Annotated in this window: 16 protein-coding genes; 10 read left to right on the forward strand and 6 right to left on the reverse strand. The window is 76.6% G+C overall.

Annotation, left to right across the window (positions count from 1 at the left end; all coding sequences use genetic code 11):
* Positions 1-10 precede the first annotated feature (10 nt).
* On the reverse strand, positions 11-2,116 hold the full coding sequence (locus tag BUE37_RS05820) for a prolyl oligopeptidase family serine peptidase (protein WP_073419112.1): 2,106 nt from the start codon (positions 2,114-2,116) through the stop codon (positions 11-13).
* 213 nt (positions 2,117-2,329) lie between these two features.
* Between BUE37_RS05820 and BUE37_RS05825 the strand changes: the two genes are divergently transcribed.
* The 4 genes from BUE37_RS05825 (at position 2,330) to BUE37_RS05840 (ending at position 5,792) form a co-directional block, all read left to right on the forward strand.
* Entirely contained in the window at positions 2,330-2,857 is a 528-nt protein-coding gene (locus BUE37_RS05825; RefSeq protein WP_073419113.1) for an HNH endonuclease, read from the forward strand.
* Positions 2,858-2,870: 13 nt separating this feature from the next.
* Positions 2,871-3,734, forward strand: a complete 864-nt coding sequence (locus BUE37_RS05830; protein WP_073419114.1) for an SCO6745 family protein — start codon at positions 2,871-2,873, stop codon at positions 3,732-3,734.
* Positions 3,735-3,987: 253 nt separating this feature from the next.
* Positions 3,988-5,142 (forward strand): hypothetical protein, encoded by a 1,155-nt coding sequence (locus BUE37_RS05835; RefSeq protein ID WP_073419115.1) that lies wholly within the window; start codon positions 3,988-3,990, stop codon positions 5,140-5,142.
* On the forward strand, positions 5,142-5,792 hold the full coding sequence (locus BUE37_RS05840; RefSeq protein ID WP_073419116.1) for a class F sortase: 651 nt from the start codon (positions 5,142-5,144) through the stop codon (positions 5,790-5,792). The genes BUE37_RS05835 and BUE37_RS05840 overlap by 1 nt, the downstream gene beginning before the upstream one ends.
* Before the next feature lie 6 nt (positions 5,793-5,798).
* On the opposite strand, the gene kynU is transcribed toward BUE37_RS05840, so the two are convergent.
* A complete protein-coding gene (gene kynU, locus BUE37_RS05845; RefSeq protein WP_073419117.1) occupies positions 5,799-7,055 on the reverse strand; it encodes a kynureninase in 1,257 nt (418 codons plus the stop codon).
* Between the two features lie 38 nt (positions 7,056-7,093).
* Here kynU and BUE37_RS05850 point away from each other — a divergent pair, with 38 nt between their 5' ends.
* Genes BUE37_RS05850 through BUE37_RS05860 form a run of 3 tightly spaced genes read left to right on the forward strand, consistent with a single transcriptional unit; the run spans position 7,094 to position 9,508 of the window.
* Positions 7,094-8,527, forward strand: coding sequence for an amidase (locus BUE37_RS05850; RefSeq protein WP_245794313.1), 1,434 nt, complete (start codon positions 7,094-7,096; stop codon positions 8,525-8,527).
* A gap of 30 nt (positions 8,528-8,557) precedes the next feature.
* Positions 8,558-8,992 carry an aa3-type cytochrome oxidase subunit CtaJ gene (gene ctaJ, locus BUE37_RS05855; protein ID WP_073419119.1) on the forward strand — a complete coding sequence of 145 codons (435 nt, stop codon included), beginning with the start codon at positions 8,558-8,560 and terminating at the stop codon, positions 8,990-8,992.
* Between the two features lie 60 nt (positions 8,993-9,052).
* Complete coding sequence (locus tag BUE37_RS05860) at positions 9,053-9,508, forward strand: DUF5130 family protein (protein ID WP_073419120.1); 456 nt, start codon at positions 9,053-9,055, stop codon at positions 9,506-9,508.
* 86 nt (positions 9,509-9,594) lie between these two features.
* On the opposite strand, the gene pepN is transcribed toward BUE37_RS05860, so the two are convergent.
* Entirely contained in the window at positions 9,595-12,144 is a 2,550-nt protein-coding gene (gene pepN, locus BUE37_RS05865) for an aminopeptidase N (RefSeq protein ID WP_073419599.1), read from the reverse strand.
* 135 nt (positions 12,145-12,279) lie between these two features.
* Between pepN and BUE37_RS05870 the strand changes: the two genes are divergently transcribed.
* Positions 12,280-12,942, forward strand: coding sequence for a mycothiol-dependent nitroreductase Rv2466c family protein (locus BUE37_RS05870; protein WP_073419121.1), 663 nt, complete (start codon positions 12,280-12,282; stop codon positions 12,940-12,942).
* A gap of 32 nt (positions 12,943-12,974) precedes the next feature.
* Positions 12,975-13,730 carry an SDR family oxidoreductase gene (locus BUE37_RS05875; RefSeq protein WP_073419122.1) on the forward strand — a complete coding sequence of 252 codons (756 nt, stop codon included), beginning with the start codon at positions 12,975-12,977 and terminating at the stop codon, positions 13,728-13,730.
* Here BUE37_RS05875 and BUE37_RS05880 read toward each other — a convergent pair.
* Both BUE37_RS05880 and BUE37_RS05885 read right to left on the reverse strand, forming a co-directional pair.
* Complete coding sequence (locus BUE37_RS05880; protein ID WP_245794315.1) at positions 13,723-14,499, reverse strand: MBL fold metallo-hydrolase; 777 nt, start codon at positions 14,497-14,499, stop codon at positions 13,723-13,725. The genes BUE37_RS05875 and BUE37_RS05880 overlap by 8 nt on opposite strands.
* A complete protein-coding gene (locus tag BUE37_RS05885) occupies positions 14,496-15,164 on the reverse strand; it encodes a DUF429 domain-containing protein (protein WP_073419123.1) in 669 nt (222 codons plus the stop codon). Before BUE37_RS05885 ends, BUE37_RS05880 begins: the two co-directional genes overlap by 4 nt.
* Before the next feature lie 25 nt (positions 15,165-15,189).
* Here BUE37_RS05885 and BUE37_RS05890 point away from each other — a divergent pair, with 25 nt between their 5' ends.
* On the forward strand, positions 15,190-15,681 hold the full coding sequence (locus BUE37_RS05890) for a ribose-5-phosphate isomerase (RefSeq protein ID WP_073419124.1): 492 nt from the start codon (positions 15,190-15,192) through the stop codon (positions 15,679-15,681).
* 19 nt (positions 15,682-15,700) lie between these two features.
* Here BUE37_RS05890 and BUE37_RS05895 read toward each other — a convergent pair whose 3' ends face one another.
* Positions 15,701-16,942: a GNAT family N-acetyltransferase gene (locus BUE37_RS05895; RefSeq protein ID WP_073419125.1), complete on the reverse strand. Its 1,242-nt coding sequence runs from the start codon at positions 16,940-16,942 to the stop codon at positions 15,701-15,703.
* Positions 16,943-16,990: the final 48 nt, after the last annotated feature.

Raw genomic sequence — 16,990 nt, forward strand, 5'->3', positions numbered from 1 at the left:
GCCCATCGTGTCAGGTCGCGGCGCCGTCCCCGCCACCCGCCGCGCCCCACCCGGACAGCCCGGTGGCCGCCGCCAGGAACGCCAGCTGGTCGGCCGCGAGACCCACCGTGCGGCTCACCGCCCGGGCGCCGTGGCCCACCGACGTCTCCCGCCGCAGCAGCACCGGCGCCTCGCCGCTCGTCGCGGCCTGCAGCGCCGCGGCGAGCTTGCGCGCGTGCAGCGGGTCGACCCGGGTGTCGGACTCGAACGTCGTGAACAGCGTCGCCGGGTAGGCGGTGCCCTCGCGGACCGCGTGGTACGGCGAGTAGCCCAGCAGCCAGCCGAGCTCCTCGGGGTCCTCGGCGGTGCCGTACTCGTCGTTCCAGGTGCGCCCGAGGCCGAAGCGCTCGTACCGCACCATGTCCAGCAGCGGCGCGCTGCACACGACGCCGGCGGCGAGGTCGGGGCGCTGGGTGAGCGTCGCGCCGACGAGCAGCCCGCCGTTCGAGCCGCCCATCACCGCGAGCTGCGCGTGCGTCGTCCAGCCCTGCGCGACCAGGTGCTCGCCGGCCGCGGCGAAGTCGTCGAACACGTTCTGCTTGCGCTCGCGCATGCCGGCGCGGTGCCATTCCTCGCCGTGCTCGGAGCCGCCGCGCAGGTTGGCCACCGCCCACACCCCGCCTGCGGCCACCCAGGCCAGCGCCTGCGCCGAGTACGCGGGGGTGAGCGCCACGTTGAAGCCGCCGTAGCCGTACAGCACGGCCGGGCGCGGGGTGTCGGGCACCCCGCCGGCCGACAGGACGAACAGGTGCACCGGCGTCCCGTCGCGCGAGGTCGCGTGCGTCTCGACGACGGTCAGGTCCGGCACCTCGCCGGCCACGGGGGCGCGCTCGTCCTCGACCAGCGCGGTGGGCTCGGCGGCGTCCCAGCGCAGCACCGACGGCGGGGTGGAGTGGTCGGTGTACCCGACCCAGGCGGTCGTCCCGCCCTCCGGCGGGGCGCTCACCCCGGAGACGCTGCCGGCGCCGAGGCCGGTCACCCCGGCCAGGCGGCCGGAGCCGTCCCCGGCCCAGACCGACAGCCGGTCGGTGGCGTCCACCGAGTGGACGGCGAGCACCTGCAGCGACCCGTCCGCGCCGTCGACCAGCGCGACGTCGGAGAGCACACCGTCCTCCGCCTCCGGGACGACGTCGGCCCACGCGCCGACCGGCCAGGTCGCCTCGTCGGCCGGGTCGGCGACGGCGAGCCGCCAGCGCGGGGTGCCGCGGTCGCTCAGCAGCCAGAGCCGGCCGTCGCGGGCCACCCAGGCGGCGGTCTGCGCGTCGACGCCGACCTGCAGCTCGCGCAGCTCCCCGGTCCCGCCCAGGTCGGCGAGCCACACGTCGTCGCGGGGGGCGGTGCCGGCCGAGGCGGAGACGACCAGCCAGCGGCCGTCGCGGCTGACCCGCACGCCGTAGTAGTTCGTGGGGTCGAGCCCCTCCCCGTGCACGAGGACGTCGCCGTCGGGGTCCGCGCCGACGCGGTGGCGCCACACCCGGCGGTGGAACTGCTCCTCGCCGGCGGGTACCTGTCCCGGCGCCAGCCGGCGGACGTAGAACAGCTCCTCGCCGCCGGGCAGCCAGGCGACGGGGGAGTAGCGGCAGCGGTCGACCGGCCCGTCGAGCTGCTCGCCGGTCGCGACGTCGAGGACGTACAGCCGCGACTCCTCGTCGCCGCCGGTGGACAGCTGGTAGGCCAGCCGGTCGCCCTCCCACGACGGCGACCAGGCGTCGAGCGTCGTCGTGCCGGAGGGGTCGACCGCCACCGGGTCGACCAGGACGCGCACGGTGCCGTCGGCCTCGCGGACCCGCAGGACGGCGTGCTCCTGGCCGGGGTCGCGGCGGGTGGAGAAGGCGCGGCCGCCGCGGTGCACCGGGACGCCCACGGCGCCGGCGTGCACGAGCCGCTCGAGCCGGGCGGCGAACCCCGGCCGCAACGGCAGGGCGCCGAGGACGCCGGCGGTCAGCGCGTCCTGCGCCTCCGTCCAGGCCCGCGTCCGCGGGTCGGCCGGGTCCTCGAGCCAGCGGTAGGGGTCGGCCACGCGGTGGCCGTGCAGGTCCTCGACGAGGTCGAGCCGTTCGGCGTCGGGGTAGCGCACCGCCCGACCGTAACCGGGCGGGCGGGAGGTGCCCCGGACTTCCCCCGCGCGCCGTTCCCGCTCGTCAGGGCAGGATGGGCACAACCCCGCGGGCCGCCCCGGTACGGCGGTCCGGGGTGTCGGAGGTGCTCCGTGTCGCGTTCCGCGTCCGGGTCGTCGCCGGTGGGCCACCCAGGTCCGCGACGCGACCCCGTCCCCGTCCCCCGGCTGCCCGTGCCCTCGTCCGGCACGACGGCCGCCACGTTGCTGCTCAACGCCACCTACGAGCCGCTGTGCGTGGTCTCCAGCCGCCGCGCGATCGTGCTCGTGCTCGCGGAGAAGGCGGTGCCGGTCGACGCCGCCGCCGAGGTGGTCCACGCCGAGCGGGTGAGCCTGCCGGTGCCCGTCGTCGTCCGGCTGACCCGCTACGTCCGGGTGCCCTACCCGGCGCAGGTGCCGCTGTCCCGCCGGGCGGTGTTCACCCGCGACGGGCAGACCTGCGTCTACTGCGGGAGCTCGGCCACCAGCATCGACCACGTCGTCCCGCGCAGCCGCGGCGGCACCCACACCTGGGACAACGTCGTGGCGGCCTGCCGGAAGTGCAACCACACCAAGGCCGACCGGTCGCTGGCCGAGCTCGGCTGGAAGCTGCCGCACCCACCGCGGACGCCGAGCGGGGCGGCCTGGCGGCTGCTCGGCGCCCGCACGGTCGACCCGCGCTGGCGCGAGTGGCTCGGCGTGCCCGAGAGCGTCAGCGCGTGAGCGGGGCCCCGGCATGACGTCGGCGGGCACCGCCCGGCGGATGTGGGCGCTGGCCGAGCCGTTCCACGCACTGACCTACTTCGCCGAGGAGGCGCGGGCGGCCGGTGAGGCGGCCGGCACCACCGGCTTCTGGTCCACCTACTTCGCGCTGCGGGCGGCCCCCCTGGGCCCGGTCGGCCCGGAGGTGGTGACGGCGGTCTTCTACAACTTCGCGCCGTCCTTCGTGGCCCGGCGGGTGCCGGCCGTGTGGGACGCGGTGACCCCGGCCGCGGCGCTCGACGCGCGGCTGGCCGGGGTCGACGCCGCGGTGCGCCGGGTGCTGGGGGAGTGGGCGGCGTCCCCGGAGGCGGCCGAGGCGGCCGCGCTGGCGTCCACCGCCGCGGCGGCCGTCGACCTGCCCGGCCGGCCGCTGGCGGCGGCCAACGCGGGGCTGCCCGCGCCCGACGAACCGCACCTGGCGCTGTGGCAGGCGCTGACCACCCTGCGCGAGCACCGCGGCGACGGGCACACCGCGGCGCTGCTCGGGCGCGAGGTCCCCGGCGCCGGGGCCCACGTGCTCGTCGCGGCCGCCGGCCGGGTCGACCGCGAGTGGCTGCAGCGCGCCCGCGGCTGGGACGACGACGCGTGGGCCGCCGCGGCCGACGAGCTCCGGACCCGCGGCTGGCTCGACGGCGACGAGCTGTCGGCCGAGGGCCTGGCGATGACCACCGCCATCGAGGCCGACACCGACCGGCTGGCCCTCGGGCCGTGGCGCGCGCTGGGCGACCCGGGCTGCGACCGGCTGGGCGAGCTGCTCGTGCCGGTGCGCCGCGCCGTCGTCACCGCCGGCCTGTTCCCCGACCGCAACCCGATCGGCGTCGCCCCCGACGAGACCTGAGGGCCGGCAGCGCACCGTCAGTTGCCGACGTCCTTCGGCGGCGCTCTTCGGCAACTCGCGCCCTCCCGCGGCGCCGTCGGGGCCTCGCGGACGGCAGATCGTGTCGAGGTCGGCGCCACCCGATCGCACCATCCGCCCGTCCCGTCCCACGCGTCCCACGTCGCGTGTCCTCCACCCAGCGAGACCGCCCGGTGACGCTACGTTCCGCGGCAATCGGCGCCGACCGGGCGCTGCGGTCGACAGAGGTGTCCCCGTGACCAGCTCCACCCCCGTGCGCCGGCAGGTCCAGCGCTTCGGCCTCGCCGGCATCGGCTCGGCCGTGCTCTTCGTCTCCATCGCCGGTCCCGCCGCCGCGGCGACCGACGTCGTCATCCCGCTGCAGCCCTCCGAGGTCGTGCTGAGCGCCCTCCCGGTCGAGAACTTCGGCGGCGCCATGGACCCCATGACCATGGGCGATCCCAGCGCCGGTGGCGTCTTCACGCCCGTCGAGGTGCAGTACTCCGGCACCCTCGAGGTCGAGGTGCCCGTCGAGCTCGACGACACCGCCGCCGAGGTCGAGCTGTCCTTCGACGACGACGGCGACGGCAGCTACGACGTCACCTACTCCTCGGCCCTCGCGCCCCTCGACCCGCTGTACCTCGCGGTCAGCGGCCAGGGCACCGGGACGCTGACGGTCACGCTCCCCGCCGACGACGGTGCCGGCGTCGACGACGCGACGCTGTTCGTCGAGCCCCTCACCGACACCCTCGGCACGGCGCTGACCTACTACGACCCGGTCGGCTACGAGCTGACCTTCGACGCCGCGGCGCCCGCCTCGGTGACGGTCACCCCCGAGCTGCTCGCCTTCTCGCAGGTGCCCTGTGACGTGACCTCCGGCGTCCGGTGCCCCTTCCCGACCCCGGTGACGGCCGGCTCGACCGTGACGCTCGACCTCACCGCCGCCTCGCCGCTGCGCGAGCTGGGGCTTCCCGACCTCACCGGCGTCGAGGTCGGCCTGGTGAACCTGGACGCGAACGGTGACCCGACCGGCGCCGCCGCGCCGCTCGCCACGCAGGTCGCCGGGTCGCGCGCGACCTTCGTGCTGCCGGCCGGCACGGCCGCCGGCCAGTACGGCGTGGTCGTCGCCCAGCAGGCGCCGTCCGGCGCCGTCTCGGTGGTCCTCGTCGAGGTCACCGTCGTCGCCGCGGACACCCCGGCCGTCGTGCCGCCGGCCGCGCCGACCACCCAGGCCGTCACCGGGAACGCGGGCCTCCGCTCCAACACCGGCGTGACCGCCCCGGCGGCCGAGGGCGCGACCGGCTTCGCCGCCGCGGGTGCGGGCCTGCTGGTCCTCGCCGGCGCCGGTGGCCTCGCCCTCGCCCGCACCCGCCGCCGCCCCGCGGTGGAGGACGGCACGGACCAGGCCTGATGCGACCGGGGCGGCGCACCGCCGCGATCACGGCGGTCGCCGCCCTGGGCGTCGCCGGCAGCGCACTGCTCGCCGTCGGCGTCGCCCCCGACGGGCGGTCCGCCGCGGCCACCGGGTCCCTCGACCCGGTGGCCGCGGCCCCTGCGGGGGAGCCCGCCCAGCCGACCCTGCCCCCCGAGGGGACGGTCCTCCCGACGCCGTCGTCGGACGTCCACGTGGCGGTGCCGGCGCTGGGCCTCGACCTGCCGGTCCTGCCGCTCACCCCGAGCGGCGGGGTCATCAACCCGCCGCTGCTCACCGCGGCCTACTGGATCGACTCCTACGGCGACCCGGTCGGCGACGCCGCGCAGGCCGACAACACCGTGTACATCGCCGCCCACGCCACCGGCACCGGCGAGTACGGCTTCGACGCCCTGGTCGACGCCGAGGCCGACGACGAGGGCCTGCGCGCCGGCGACGTCGTCGAGGTCAGCACGCCCGAGGGCACGGTCGACTACACCGTCGAGCGCACCCAGCGCTACGACAAGGACGAGCTCGCCGGCGCCGCCGACATCTGGGCGGCGGTCCCGGGTCGGCTCGTCCTCATCACCTGCTTCCAGCGCGCCGGCCAGGCCTCGACCGAGAACCTCGTCGTCGTCGCGCACGCCTGACCGGGCTCAGGTGACGCGGGACCGCTCCTCGGGGTAGCCCTCCCAGGAGCGGTCCTCGAGCACGCCGCGGAACACGTCGAGGGCGTCCCACACGTCCACGAAGCGCGTGTAGAGCGGTGCCGGGCCCAGCCGCACCCGGTCGGGCGTGCGGAAGTCGGGCACCACGCCGCGGTCGACCAGCGCCTGGGTCAGCTGCCAGGCGTGCGGGTGCGCCAGCGTCACGTGCGCGCCGCGGCGGGCGGGGTCGCGCGGGCTGGCCAGCGCCACCCCGTGCGGGGCGAGCCAGGCGTCGGCGAGGTCGACCAGCAGCGCGGTCAGCGCGCGCCCCTTGGCCGCCAGCCGGCCGATGCCCGCCTCGGCCACCAGCCGCACCCCCACCTCCACCGCCGCCGCGGCCAGCACCGGCGGCGTGCCCACCGCGAACCGGCCGATCCCCGGCACCGGGTCGTAGGCCGGGCCCATGGCGAACTGGTCGCGCTGCCCGAACCAGCCCCAGATCGGCTGCCGCAGTTCCTCCTGCAGCTCCCGCCGCACGTACAGGAACGCCGGCGCCCCCGGCCCGCCGTTGAGGTACTTGTACGTGCAGCCGACGGCGAGGTCGGCGCCGGCGGCCGCGAGGTCGAGCTCCACCGCCCCGGCCGCGTGCGACAGGTCCCAGACCACCAGGGCGCCGGCCTCCCGCGCGGCCGCCGTCACCGCCGCGACGTCGACCAGCGCGCCCGAGCGGTAGGCCACCGCCGACAGCACGACGACGGCGACCCGCCCGTCCAGCGCCCCGGCCAGCACCGCCGGGTCGAGGCCCTCGTCGACGTCGGCGGGCACCTCCCGCACGGTCATCCCGCGGGCGGCGGCCACCCCGGCCACGACGTAGCGGTCGGTCGGGAAGTCGTCGGCGCAGCAGACGAGGGCGTCGCGGCCCGGCCGGGCGTCGGCGGCGGCCACCAGCAGCTTGTAGAGGTCGACCGAGGTGGAGTCCGCCAGCAGCACCTCGCCGGGTCGGGCGCCCAGCACGCCGGTGCCGACCAGGTCGCCCACCCGCGTGCCGACGTCGATCCACGACGCCCAGGAGCCGACGAGGCCCCGGCCCCACTCCTGCTCGGCCACCCGGGCCAGGGCGGCCGGGGTCTCGCGCGGCATGCGGCCGAGCGAGTTGCCGTCGAGGTAGCGCAGGCCGTCGTCGCCCGCCCCGGTGAAGCGGGCGCGGAAGCCGGCGAGGGGGTCGGCGTCGTCGAGCGCCTGGGCCGCGGCGCGGGTCGGGTCCACGGCGCCGGTTCTACATGCCGGGGCTAGCGTCGCCGTCCGTGACGCAGCTGCACGACCTCACCGCGCTCGAGCAGGCGGCCGCCGTCCGCGCCGGGGAGGTCTCCCCGACCGAGCTCGTGCGGCACGCCCTTGACCGGGTCGCGGCCCTCGACGCCGGGCTCGGCGCGTTCGTCACCGTCACCCCCGAGCGGGCGCTGGCCGCGGCCGCCGCCGCGGAGGCGCGGGTGCGGGCCGGGGGCGAGCTGCCGCCCCTGCTCGGCGTGCCGACGGCCATCAAGGACCTCAACAACACCGCGGGCGTGCGCACCACCTTCGGCTGTCCGGTCTTCGCCGACTTCGTGCCCACCACCGACGACGCCGTCGTCACCAAGCTCGCCGCCGCCGGGACGATCAGCCTGGGCAAGACCAACACCCCCGAGTTCGGCTTCCCCTGCTACACCGACAACGACCTCGTCGGCCCGGCCCGCAGCCCCTGGGACCCGCAGCGGCTGGCCGGCGGCTCCAGCGGCGGCGCGGCGGTGGCGGTGGCCGCCGGGATGGTGCCCTTCGCGCAGGGCAGCGACGGCGGGGGCTCCATCCGCATCCCGGCGAGCGTCAACGGGCTGTTCGGCATCAAGCCCACCCGCGGCCGAGTGAGCAACGCGCCGTTCGGCAGCGACGTGACGGGCCTGGGCACCAACGGGCCGCTGGCCCGTACCGTCCGCGACGCCGCGGCCATGCTCGACGCGATGGCGGGCCCGGTCACCGGGGACGCCGCGTGGGCGCCGCCGCTGCCGCCGGGGGAGACCTTCCTGGCCGCCGCCGACCGCCCGGTCGGCCGGCTGCGGATCGGGCGGGCGCTGGAGTCGCCGATGCCCGGCGCCGTCCTGCAGCCGGAGGTGACCGCGGCCCTCGACGACGCCGCCGCCCTGCTGGAGTCGCTCGGGCACGAGGTGGCCGACGTCCCCGGTGGGCTGCTCACCCCCGACGTGCTGGCCGCCTTCGAGCGGGTGTGGTCGCTGTCGGGGACGCTGCTGCCCGTCCCGCCCGAGCGGGTGGGGGAGCTGCGGCCGCTCACCCGCGAGCTGCGCGGCCGCGGCCTGGCGCTGTCGGCCCAGGCGGCGATGGAGGCGCTCACCGCGCTGCGGCTGTTCTCCCGCCGCTACGTCGAGGCCACCGACGCGTTCGACGTCCTGCTCTCGCCCGTGACGACGATGACGCCGCGGCCGCTGGGCTGGTTCGACGCCGACGGCGACGGAGCGGCCGACTTCGAGCGGCAGAAGGCCTACGCCGCCTTCACCGCGCTGTACAACGTCACCGGGCAGCCCGCCGTCAGCGTGCCGCTGCACTGGACCGGCGACGGCCTGCCGGTGGGCACGATGCTGGTCGGGCGCCCCGCGGACGAGGTCACGCTCGTCGCGCTCGCCGCGCAGCTGGAGCAGGCCCGCCCGTGGGCGCACCGGCACCCGCCGGGCTGGCATGCCGACGCATAGCTGATCTCCCCGGACGGTAGATTCCGGGGCGTGACCGTCGTCGAGACCCTGCTCGTCTTCCTCGTCGCGCCGCTGGCCGTCTACCTCCTCCTGTGGGCCCTCACCTACCTGCCCGGCGGCCGCAGGCGCCAGGGCGTGCGGTACCGGCCCGGCCAGGCGTGGGACCACGAGCCGGTCTGGTACGAGCCGCAGCCCACGGGCGCCCCGACCCACGCGGCCGGTGAGGGCGACACCCAGGCCGTCGGCTCCTCGCTCTACGGCGAGCCCGCGGCGATCGGCTCCGGCGACGGCCACGGCGGTGCGCACGGCGGCGGGCACGGCGGCGGGCACGGCTCGAGCGCCGTGGGCTCGCACGTCATCGCCGGCAGCGCGAGTGGTGCCTCGCACGGTGCCACCGCCGTCTCGGCCGGCGCGCCGGCCCCCGCGGCGGGCGGCCCGCTCGGCGGCGCCCGCGGCACCTGGTGACCCGGGGACCCGTGACCCGTTGACCCCGACCTCCCCGACGACACTCCCCGGAGACCCGCGATGACCCGCGTGCTGGATGCCGACGCCCACGACACCGGAACGGTCGACACCGCGCCGAACCGGGCCGACGAGGGCTACGACAACGTCTTCAGCTACCGCGAGCTGGCCCGCCTCGACGAGGCGCTGACCATGTCCTCGCGCGAGACCGGCCTGCGCTTCACGCTCTGGATCGGCGACCTCGGCCCGAAGACCCGCATCCGCGCCGAGGAGCTGCACGCCCGCGGCGGCCACCCGGCCGACTCGGTGCTGCTGGCCGTCTCGCCGGGCCAGCGGGTGATCGAGGTGGTCACCGGCGCCTCCGCCGCCCGCCGGCTGCCCGACCGCGCGTGCGCCCTGGCCGTGCTGTCGATGACGAACTCCTTCGCCGCCGGCGACCTGGTGGGCGGCATCGTCAACGGCCTGCGCCAGCTGTCCGACCAGGCCGGGCACCCGCGGAGCTCCCGCGCCGCCCACTGAGCGACCCGCGCGCCCCGGGCGCACGGCCCCTCCACGACCGAGGCCCAGGACCCCGCGGGGTCCTGGGCCTCGGTCGTCCCTGCCGGTCAGCCGGCGGCGGCGTCCCGCTCGCGGGCGCGCAGCGCGCGGGCGATGCCGTCGCGGCCCTCGCTCACCAGCCGGCGCAGCGGCGCGGGGTGCTCCCCGCCGGACAGCCAGGCGTCGGCCGCCTCGACCGTGCGCTCCTCGACCACCGGCGGGAAGAGGTACTGGACGGCGTTCTTGGCGATCTCCCCGGGGCGGCGGTCCCACATGGGGCCGATCTCGGCGAAGTAGCGGTCGACGTAGCCGGCGGTGAGCTCGCGCTGCGCCGGGTGCCAGAAGCCGGCCACCAGCGCCTCGTGCACCGCGTTCGGCACGTCGGCGTCGTGGAAGGCCTGCTGCCACGCCTCCTCCTTGGCCTCCGCCGTCGGGCGCAGCGCCCGCGCGGTGGCCGCCCGGCGCACGCCGGTGGCGGTGGCGTCCCGCTCGGCCTCCGCGTCGATCTCCGCGCCGCCGGCCGCGCCGATCGCCACCAGCCCGTTGAGGAACGCCCAGCGGGCGTCGGCGTCGACGGCCAGCCCCTCGTACGCCCGGGAGCCGTCGAGGAGGCCGCGCAGCACGGCGGCGTGCTCGTCGGTGCGCGCGGCGGCGGCGAAGGTGCGCGACCACTGCAGCTGCTCGTCGCTCTCCGGCGCGGCGGCCTCGAGCGCCTGCAGCGCCTTGTCGGCCAGCGCCGTCCAGCCGGTCTCGGCCCAGGCCGGGTCGGCGTAGGACGTCAGGGCCGACTGCACCCGCATCAGCAGCGACTGCACGACGCTGATCTCGGTCTCGGCGTCGATGCCGGCGAGCACCAGCTGCACCCAGTCGCGGGCGGGCAGCTCGGCGTCGCGGGTCATGTCCCACGCCGCCGACCAGCACAGCGCGCGGGGCAGCGAGTCGGGCAGCGCGCCGATGTCGGTGCGCAGCGTGGCCAGCGACCGCTCGTCGAGCCGGAGCTTGGCGTAGGTGAGGTCGTCGTCGTTGACCAGCACCAGGTCGGCCACCGGGTGCCCGACCAGCTCGGCGACCTCGGTGCGCTCGCCGTCGACGTCGAGCTCCACCCGGGTGGTGCGGGTCAGCCCGTCGGGGCCGCGGTCGTAGAGGCCGACGGCCAGCCGGTGCCGGCGCAGCACGGGGTGCTCGGCGACGGCGGTCTGCTCGATGGCGAACGAGGCGTAGCGGCCGTCGTCGGTGAGCTCGAACACCGGGCGCAGGGTGTTGACCTGGCTGGTCTGCAGCCACTGCTGCGACCACTCGGTGAGGTCGCGGCCGGTGGCCTCCGACAGCGGGTCGAGCAGGTCGGCGAGGGTGGTGTTGCCGTACTCGTGGGTGCGGAAGTAGCGGCGGATGCCGGCGAGGAACTCCTCGCGGCCGACGTAGGCCACCAGCTGCTTGAGCACCGAGGCGCCCTTGGCGTAGGTGATCCCGTCGAAGTTCACTTCGACGGCGGCCACGTCGACCATGTCGGCGGCGATCGGGTGGGTGGAGGGGAGCTGGTCCTGCGCGTACGCCCAGGCCTTCTCGGCGTTGGCGAACGTCGTCCAGGCCGTCTCGTACTCGGTGGCCTCGGCCTGGCACAGCGTGGAGATGTAGGTGGCGAAGGACTCGTTGAGCCACAGGTCGTCCCACCAGCGCATGGTCACGAGGTCGCCGAACCACATGTGCGCGAGCTCGTGCAGCACCGTCTCGGCGCGGCGCTCGTAGCGGGCGCGGCTGGTGCGGGACCGGAAGACGTAGTCCTCGAGCACGGTGACCGCGCCGGCGTTCTCCATGGCGCCGGCGTTGAACTCCGGCACGAAGAGCTGGTCGTACTTGTCGAACGGGTACGGGTAGTCGAACACCCGGTGGTAGAACTCGAACCCCTGCTTGGTCACCCGGAACAGCTCCTCCGGGTCGAGGTGCTGGGCCAGCGACGCGCGGCAGTACAGCCCCAGCGGGATGCCCTCGTAGGCGTCGGTCACCCGGGCGTAGGGGCCGGCGATCAGCGCGACCAGGTAGGTCGACAGGCGCTTGGTCGGCTCGAAGTGCACGAGCTGGCTGCCCTGCGGCCCGGCCTCGATCGTGCGCCCGCCGGTGTTGGAGACGACCTGCCAGTCGAACGGCGCGACGACGTGCACCGTGTAGGTGCCCTTGAGGTCGGGCTGGTCGAAGCAGGCGAAGACGCGCTTGGCCTCGGCCGGCTCGAAGTGCGTGTAGAGGTAGACCTGGCCGTCCTCGGGGTCGACGAAGCGGTGCAGGCCCTCGCCGGAGTTGGAGTACCGGCAGTCGGCGTCGACGACGAGGGTGTTGTCGGCGGCGAGGCCGGGCAGCGGCAGGCCGCCCTCCTCGGTGTAGGTGGAGACGTCGAGCTCCACCCCGTTGAGCGTGGCCGAGCGGACGGTCGCGGCGACCAGGTCGACGAAGGTGTCCGCGCCGGGCTCGCGGCAGGTGAAGGTCACCGTCGTCGTCGAGCGGAAGGTGCCGGCGCCGGGGCGACCGTCCCCGTCGGTCAGGTCGAACTGCAGGTCGTAGGCGTCGACGGCGAGCAGGCGGGCGCGTGCGGCGGCGTCGTCGCGGGTCAGGTTGGGTACGGCCACGACCGGCAGCTTCCCACGGACGGCCGACACGCCCGGCGGGCACGGGGAACAAGGGCAGGTCCGGGGCACTTGGCAGCCGGCAGGGACGCGGGGTGCACAGGCCCCGCGCCGCCGACGACGAGAGGGAGACGACGGATGACCGAGGCAGTGCAGAGCGCCCCCACGAAGGCGCGGGTGGACTTCTGGTTCGACCCGCTGTGCCCGTGGGCCTGGCTGACCAGCCGCTGGGTCCTGGAGGCGGCGAAGGTCCGCGACATCGACCTGCACTGGCACGTCATGTCGCTGGCGGTGCTCAACCGCGGGCGCGACCTGCCCGAGCAGTACCAGCGGATCATGGAGCAGGCGTGGGGCCCGGTGCGGGTCGCGATCGCCGCCGCCCAGCAGCACGGCGACGAGGTCCTCGGCGACCTCTACACCGCCATGGGCACGCTGCGGCACCACGAGGGCCGCGAGCTCGACGAGATCATCGCGCCGGCGCTGGAGAAGGTGGGCCTGCCCGCCGAGCTCGCCGGGGCCGCGACCTCCACCGAGTACGACGAGGCGCTGGAGAAGAGCCACCACGAGGGCATGGACCCCGTCGGTGACGACGTCGGCACGCCGGTCATGCACATCGACGGCGTCGCGTTCTTCGGCCCCGTCATCAGCAAGGTGCCCACGGGCGAGGACGCCGGGCGGGCCTTCGACGGCGCCGTCCTGCTGGCGAACCTCCCCGACTTCTGGGAGCTCAAGCGCACCCGCACGTCCGAGCCCGACATGTCCTCGGTGCCGGCCGACGCCCTGGAGCTCACCCGCCGCTGAGCCGGTCCGGACGGGCGCGGCATGCTGAGCGCGTGCCGCGACCCGTCCGCCAGCGCATCCTGGTCACCGGCGCCAGCTCCGGCCTCGGCCGGGGCATGGCCCGCCGCTTCGCCGCCCGCGGCCGCGACCTCGCGCTCGTCGCCCGCCGCGGCGAGCTGCTCGAGGAGCTCCGCGACGAGCTGCTCGCCGCGTCCCCGGGCATCCGGGTGGTCACCGCGGCGATCGACGTCGACGACGCCGACGCCGTCGCGCGCGGCGTCCCCGAGCTCGCGGCGGAGCTCGGCGGCATCGACCGGTTCGTCGCCAACGCGGGCATCGGCAGGGGCGCCTCGGTGGGCACCGGCGCCGGCCGGGCCAACCGGGCCACGCTGCTCACCAACGTGCTCGGCACCCACGCCCAGTGCGAGGCGGCCGTCGAGCTGTTCCGCGCGCAGGGCTCCGGGCACCTCGTCGTCATCAGCTCGGTGGCCTCGGTGCGCGGGATGCGCGGCACCCGCACCGCCTACGGCGCCGGCAAGGCCGCGCTCAACGCGCTCGCCGAGGGCATCCGGTCCGACCTCCTCGGCACCGGCATCCGGGTGACGACCGTGCTGCCCGGCTACATCGAGACCGACATCAACGTGGGCCGCCGCGGGCCGTTCACCGTCGACCTCGACACCGGCGTCGACGCGCTGGTCGCCGCCATCGAGCGGGAGCCGGTCCGCGCCTACGTGCCGGAGTGGCCGTGGCGGCCGGTGTCGGCGCTGCTGCGGGTGCTCCCGCTGCCGGTGGTCCGCCGCCTCACCTGACCCCGCCCCACCTGAGCCGGGACGCGGCCACGCGCATGGTCGCCGCGTCGTAGGGGCCGCGGTCGGGCCGGCCGGCGCGGACGGCGGCCAGGACCGCCAGCAGCTCCTCGCGCTGCGCGCCGACGAAGTCGGCGTCCACCACCGCGCCGTGCCCCGGGACGACGGCGCCGCGGGCCATGGCGTGCAGCCGGCCCAGCGTGGCCGGCCACTCGGCGGGGAAGGCGTCCTCGAACGCCGGCGGGGCGCCCTGCTCGACGAGGTCCCCGGCGAACACGGTCCCGTCCTCCACCTCGACGACGAGGTCGTGCCCGGTGTGCCCCCGCCCGAGGAACCGCAGGACCACCTCGACGCCGCCGACGTCGAGGACCGCGACGTCGTCGACGAGCGCGTCCGGCGGGTCGAGGGGCGCCCCGGCGACCTGCGCCGCCGCCTCGGCGTCCCCGGCGGCCGACAGCTCGGCCACCCGGGCGGCGCGCTGCGCCTCCCCGGTGGCGCGCAGGTCCGCCGCACAGCCCCGGCTGCCCCAGACGGTCGCCGGCCGGAACGCGGCGTTGCCGAAGCAGTGGTCGTAGTGGGCGTGGGTGTTCACCACGGCCCACGGGTGCGGCGTCACGCGGCGCACGGCGGCGGCGAGGTCGGCGGCCTCGGCGGGGGAGGAGCGGGTGTCGACGACGAGGCAGGCGCCGTCGCCCACGACCAGGCCGCAGTTGAGGTCCAGGGACGCGTGCCGGCGGACGAAGACCCCGTCGCCGACCTCGCGGAAGGTCACCAGCAGATCCGCATCGGCCGGGCGCGGGCATCGAGGGCGCCGTCGCCCACGCACGCGTTCGTGCCGTCGGCGACGCGCCGGGCCGACCACGCCGCGGCGCACGCGTCGAGCGCGTCGACCGCCGGCACCCGCGGCGGCGCGGCGAGCATCGCCTCCTCGACGTCCATCACCGCGCGCAGGGCGGCGAGCCGCTGCGCCGCCCCGCGTGCTGTGCCCTTCGGGTCGCTGACGCCGCCGAGGCCGACGCGGAACGCGAGCTCCGGGTGCACCTCGACGACGTGGTCGGCCGGCGGCTCGCCGAGGGCGTCGTCGAGCGCGCGGATGGACGGGACCAGCTGGAACGCCTGCGCGGACAGCGACGTGCCGCCGGTGGCGGCGACGGAGATGCGGCGCCCCTCGGCGTAGTCGTCCGTCGCGAGCACCGGCCGCACGGGCGAGGCGAACACCGAGCTCCCCGCGCTGCCCAGGAGGGCCTTGGCCTCCTGGTCGCAGACGCGGGGGCCGTCGTCGGAGAGGCCGATGGGCATGTCGATGGCGACCACCTCGACGTCCGGGACGGCGAGGACCGCCTCGGCGTCGCGCAAGTGCAGCAACCGGACGGATCGTCCGTCGAGCAGCGCCCCGACCCAGGCCCCGCGCCAGCCGTCGACCCCGAGCACCGCCACGCGCCGACCCTGACAGACTCGGGCCATGCGCGTCTTCGTGGGCACCGATCACGCCGGCCTGGAGTTCAAGGAGCACCTCAAGCAGGCGCTCACCGAGGCCGGCCACGAGCCGGTGGACTGCGGCGCCTTCGAGTACGACCCGGTCGACGACTACCCGCCGTTCTGCTTCGAGGTGGGCGAGCGCGTCGTCGTCGAGCCCGGCACCCTCGGCGTGGTCATCGGCGGCTCCGGCAACGGCGAGCAGATCGCCGCCAACAAGGTCCCCGGCGTACGCGCGGCGCTGGTGTGGAACACCGAGACCGCCCAGCTCGCCCGCCAGCACAACGACGCGAACGTCGTGTCCATCGGCGCCCGGCAGCACTCCGTGGAGGAGGCCACCGAGCTGGTGCTCGAGTTCCTCCGGACGCCGTTCAGCGAGGACGAGCGGCACGTCCGCCGCATCGGCCTGGTCCACGACTACGAGCAGAACCGGCACCGCCCCGCGGGCGGCCTGCCCACCCGCGAGGACGTCGTCTAGGACCCGCCGCCGGCACGGCTCAGAACTGGTCGTTGCACCACGGGGTCACCGGCCAGGAGAACGCCGTCGCGGCCTGGGTGACCGCGCCGGGGCTCACCTCGGTGACCCGGCCGGCCGCCTGCAGCGTGCCCAGCGACGTGCCGCCGAGGTAGGCCGCGGCCAGCGCGTCGACGTCGACCACCAGGTCGGGGTCGCCCTCGCTGGGCGCGCAGAACGCCCCGGCCGGGTGGCCGCGCAGCCACCAGCGCCCGTCGTTCCACGGGCAGAACGGGTCGCGCACCTCGAGGACCATGTCGATCGGGGCCGGGTAGCGGCGCGCGGCCAGCGCCCGGCCGACGTCGACCAGCCGCAGCCACAGCCCGTCGAGCGGGCGGGTGTGCAGCGCGCGCGGGTCGGCGAGCAGGTGGCGCAGCGGGTCGTCGACCGGGCCGTAGCCGAACTCGGCCGAGCGCACCAGGTCGAGGTCGAGCAGGTACCGCCACAGCGCCGCGTACCCGGCCGTGCTGCGCGCCCGCACGTCGTCGACCAGGACGGTGCCGTCGGCCTCGCCGTCGTCGGTCCAGCGGGAGCGCACCCGGTAGGCGGCGTGGCCGGTCACCTCGCCGTCGGCCTCGCGGTGCAGCAGGAACCGCAGCGCGCTCGCCCCGTTCCGCCGCCCGGCCGGGTCGCGCAGCGAGCGCCGCCACCACCGCTCGTCGCGGTCGAGGACGCCGGGCACCCAGCGGCGCAGCGCCTCGGCCACGCCCGAGGCGCCGGCCAGGTAGGTGTCGGCGTCGGCCGGCGCGACGGTGCCGGTGCCCACGTCGACGCCCGGCCGGAAGCCCAGCCGGCGGGTGCTGCCCCGCCAGTTGCCGCGCAGGGTGGCCGGCGCGTAGCCGAACCGGCCGTAGATGGAGCCCTCCGAGGCCCACAGCGCCGCCAGCGGCTCGCGCTCCTGCTCGTGCAGCTCGGTGAGCTGCCGCCGCATCACCGCGGTGAGGACGCCCCGGCGGCGGTGGGTGGGGGAGACGGTCACCCAGGTGACGCCCGCGCACGGGACGACGGCGCCGGGCACGGTGAGCTGCCGGCTGTAGAGGCCCGCGGTGGCGGCGACCCGGCCGTCGGCGGACCACAGCGACAGCGACCGGTCGAGCTCCGCCGTGGCCGGCACCTTCTCGGTGAAGTCGTCGATCGGCTCGTCGCCGAAGACCTCGAGCATCGCCCGGCTGAAGGCGGGCCACTCCTCGGCGGTGACGGGGCGGAGGTCGGCGGGATCGGTCACCCCCGCTGTCTACCCGGCGGCACCGACGGCCCGCGACCGCGTTCCGGC

The organism is Geodermatophilus nigrescens, assembly GCF_900129495.1.
Classification (GTDB): domain Bacteria; phylum Actinomycetota; class Actinomycetes; order Mycobacteriales; family Geodermatophilaceae; genus Geodermatophilus; species Geodermatophilus nigrescens.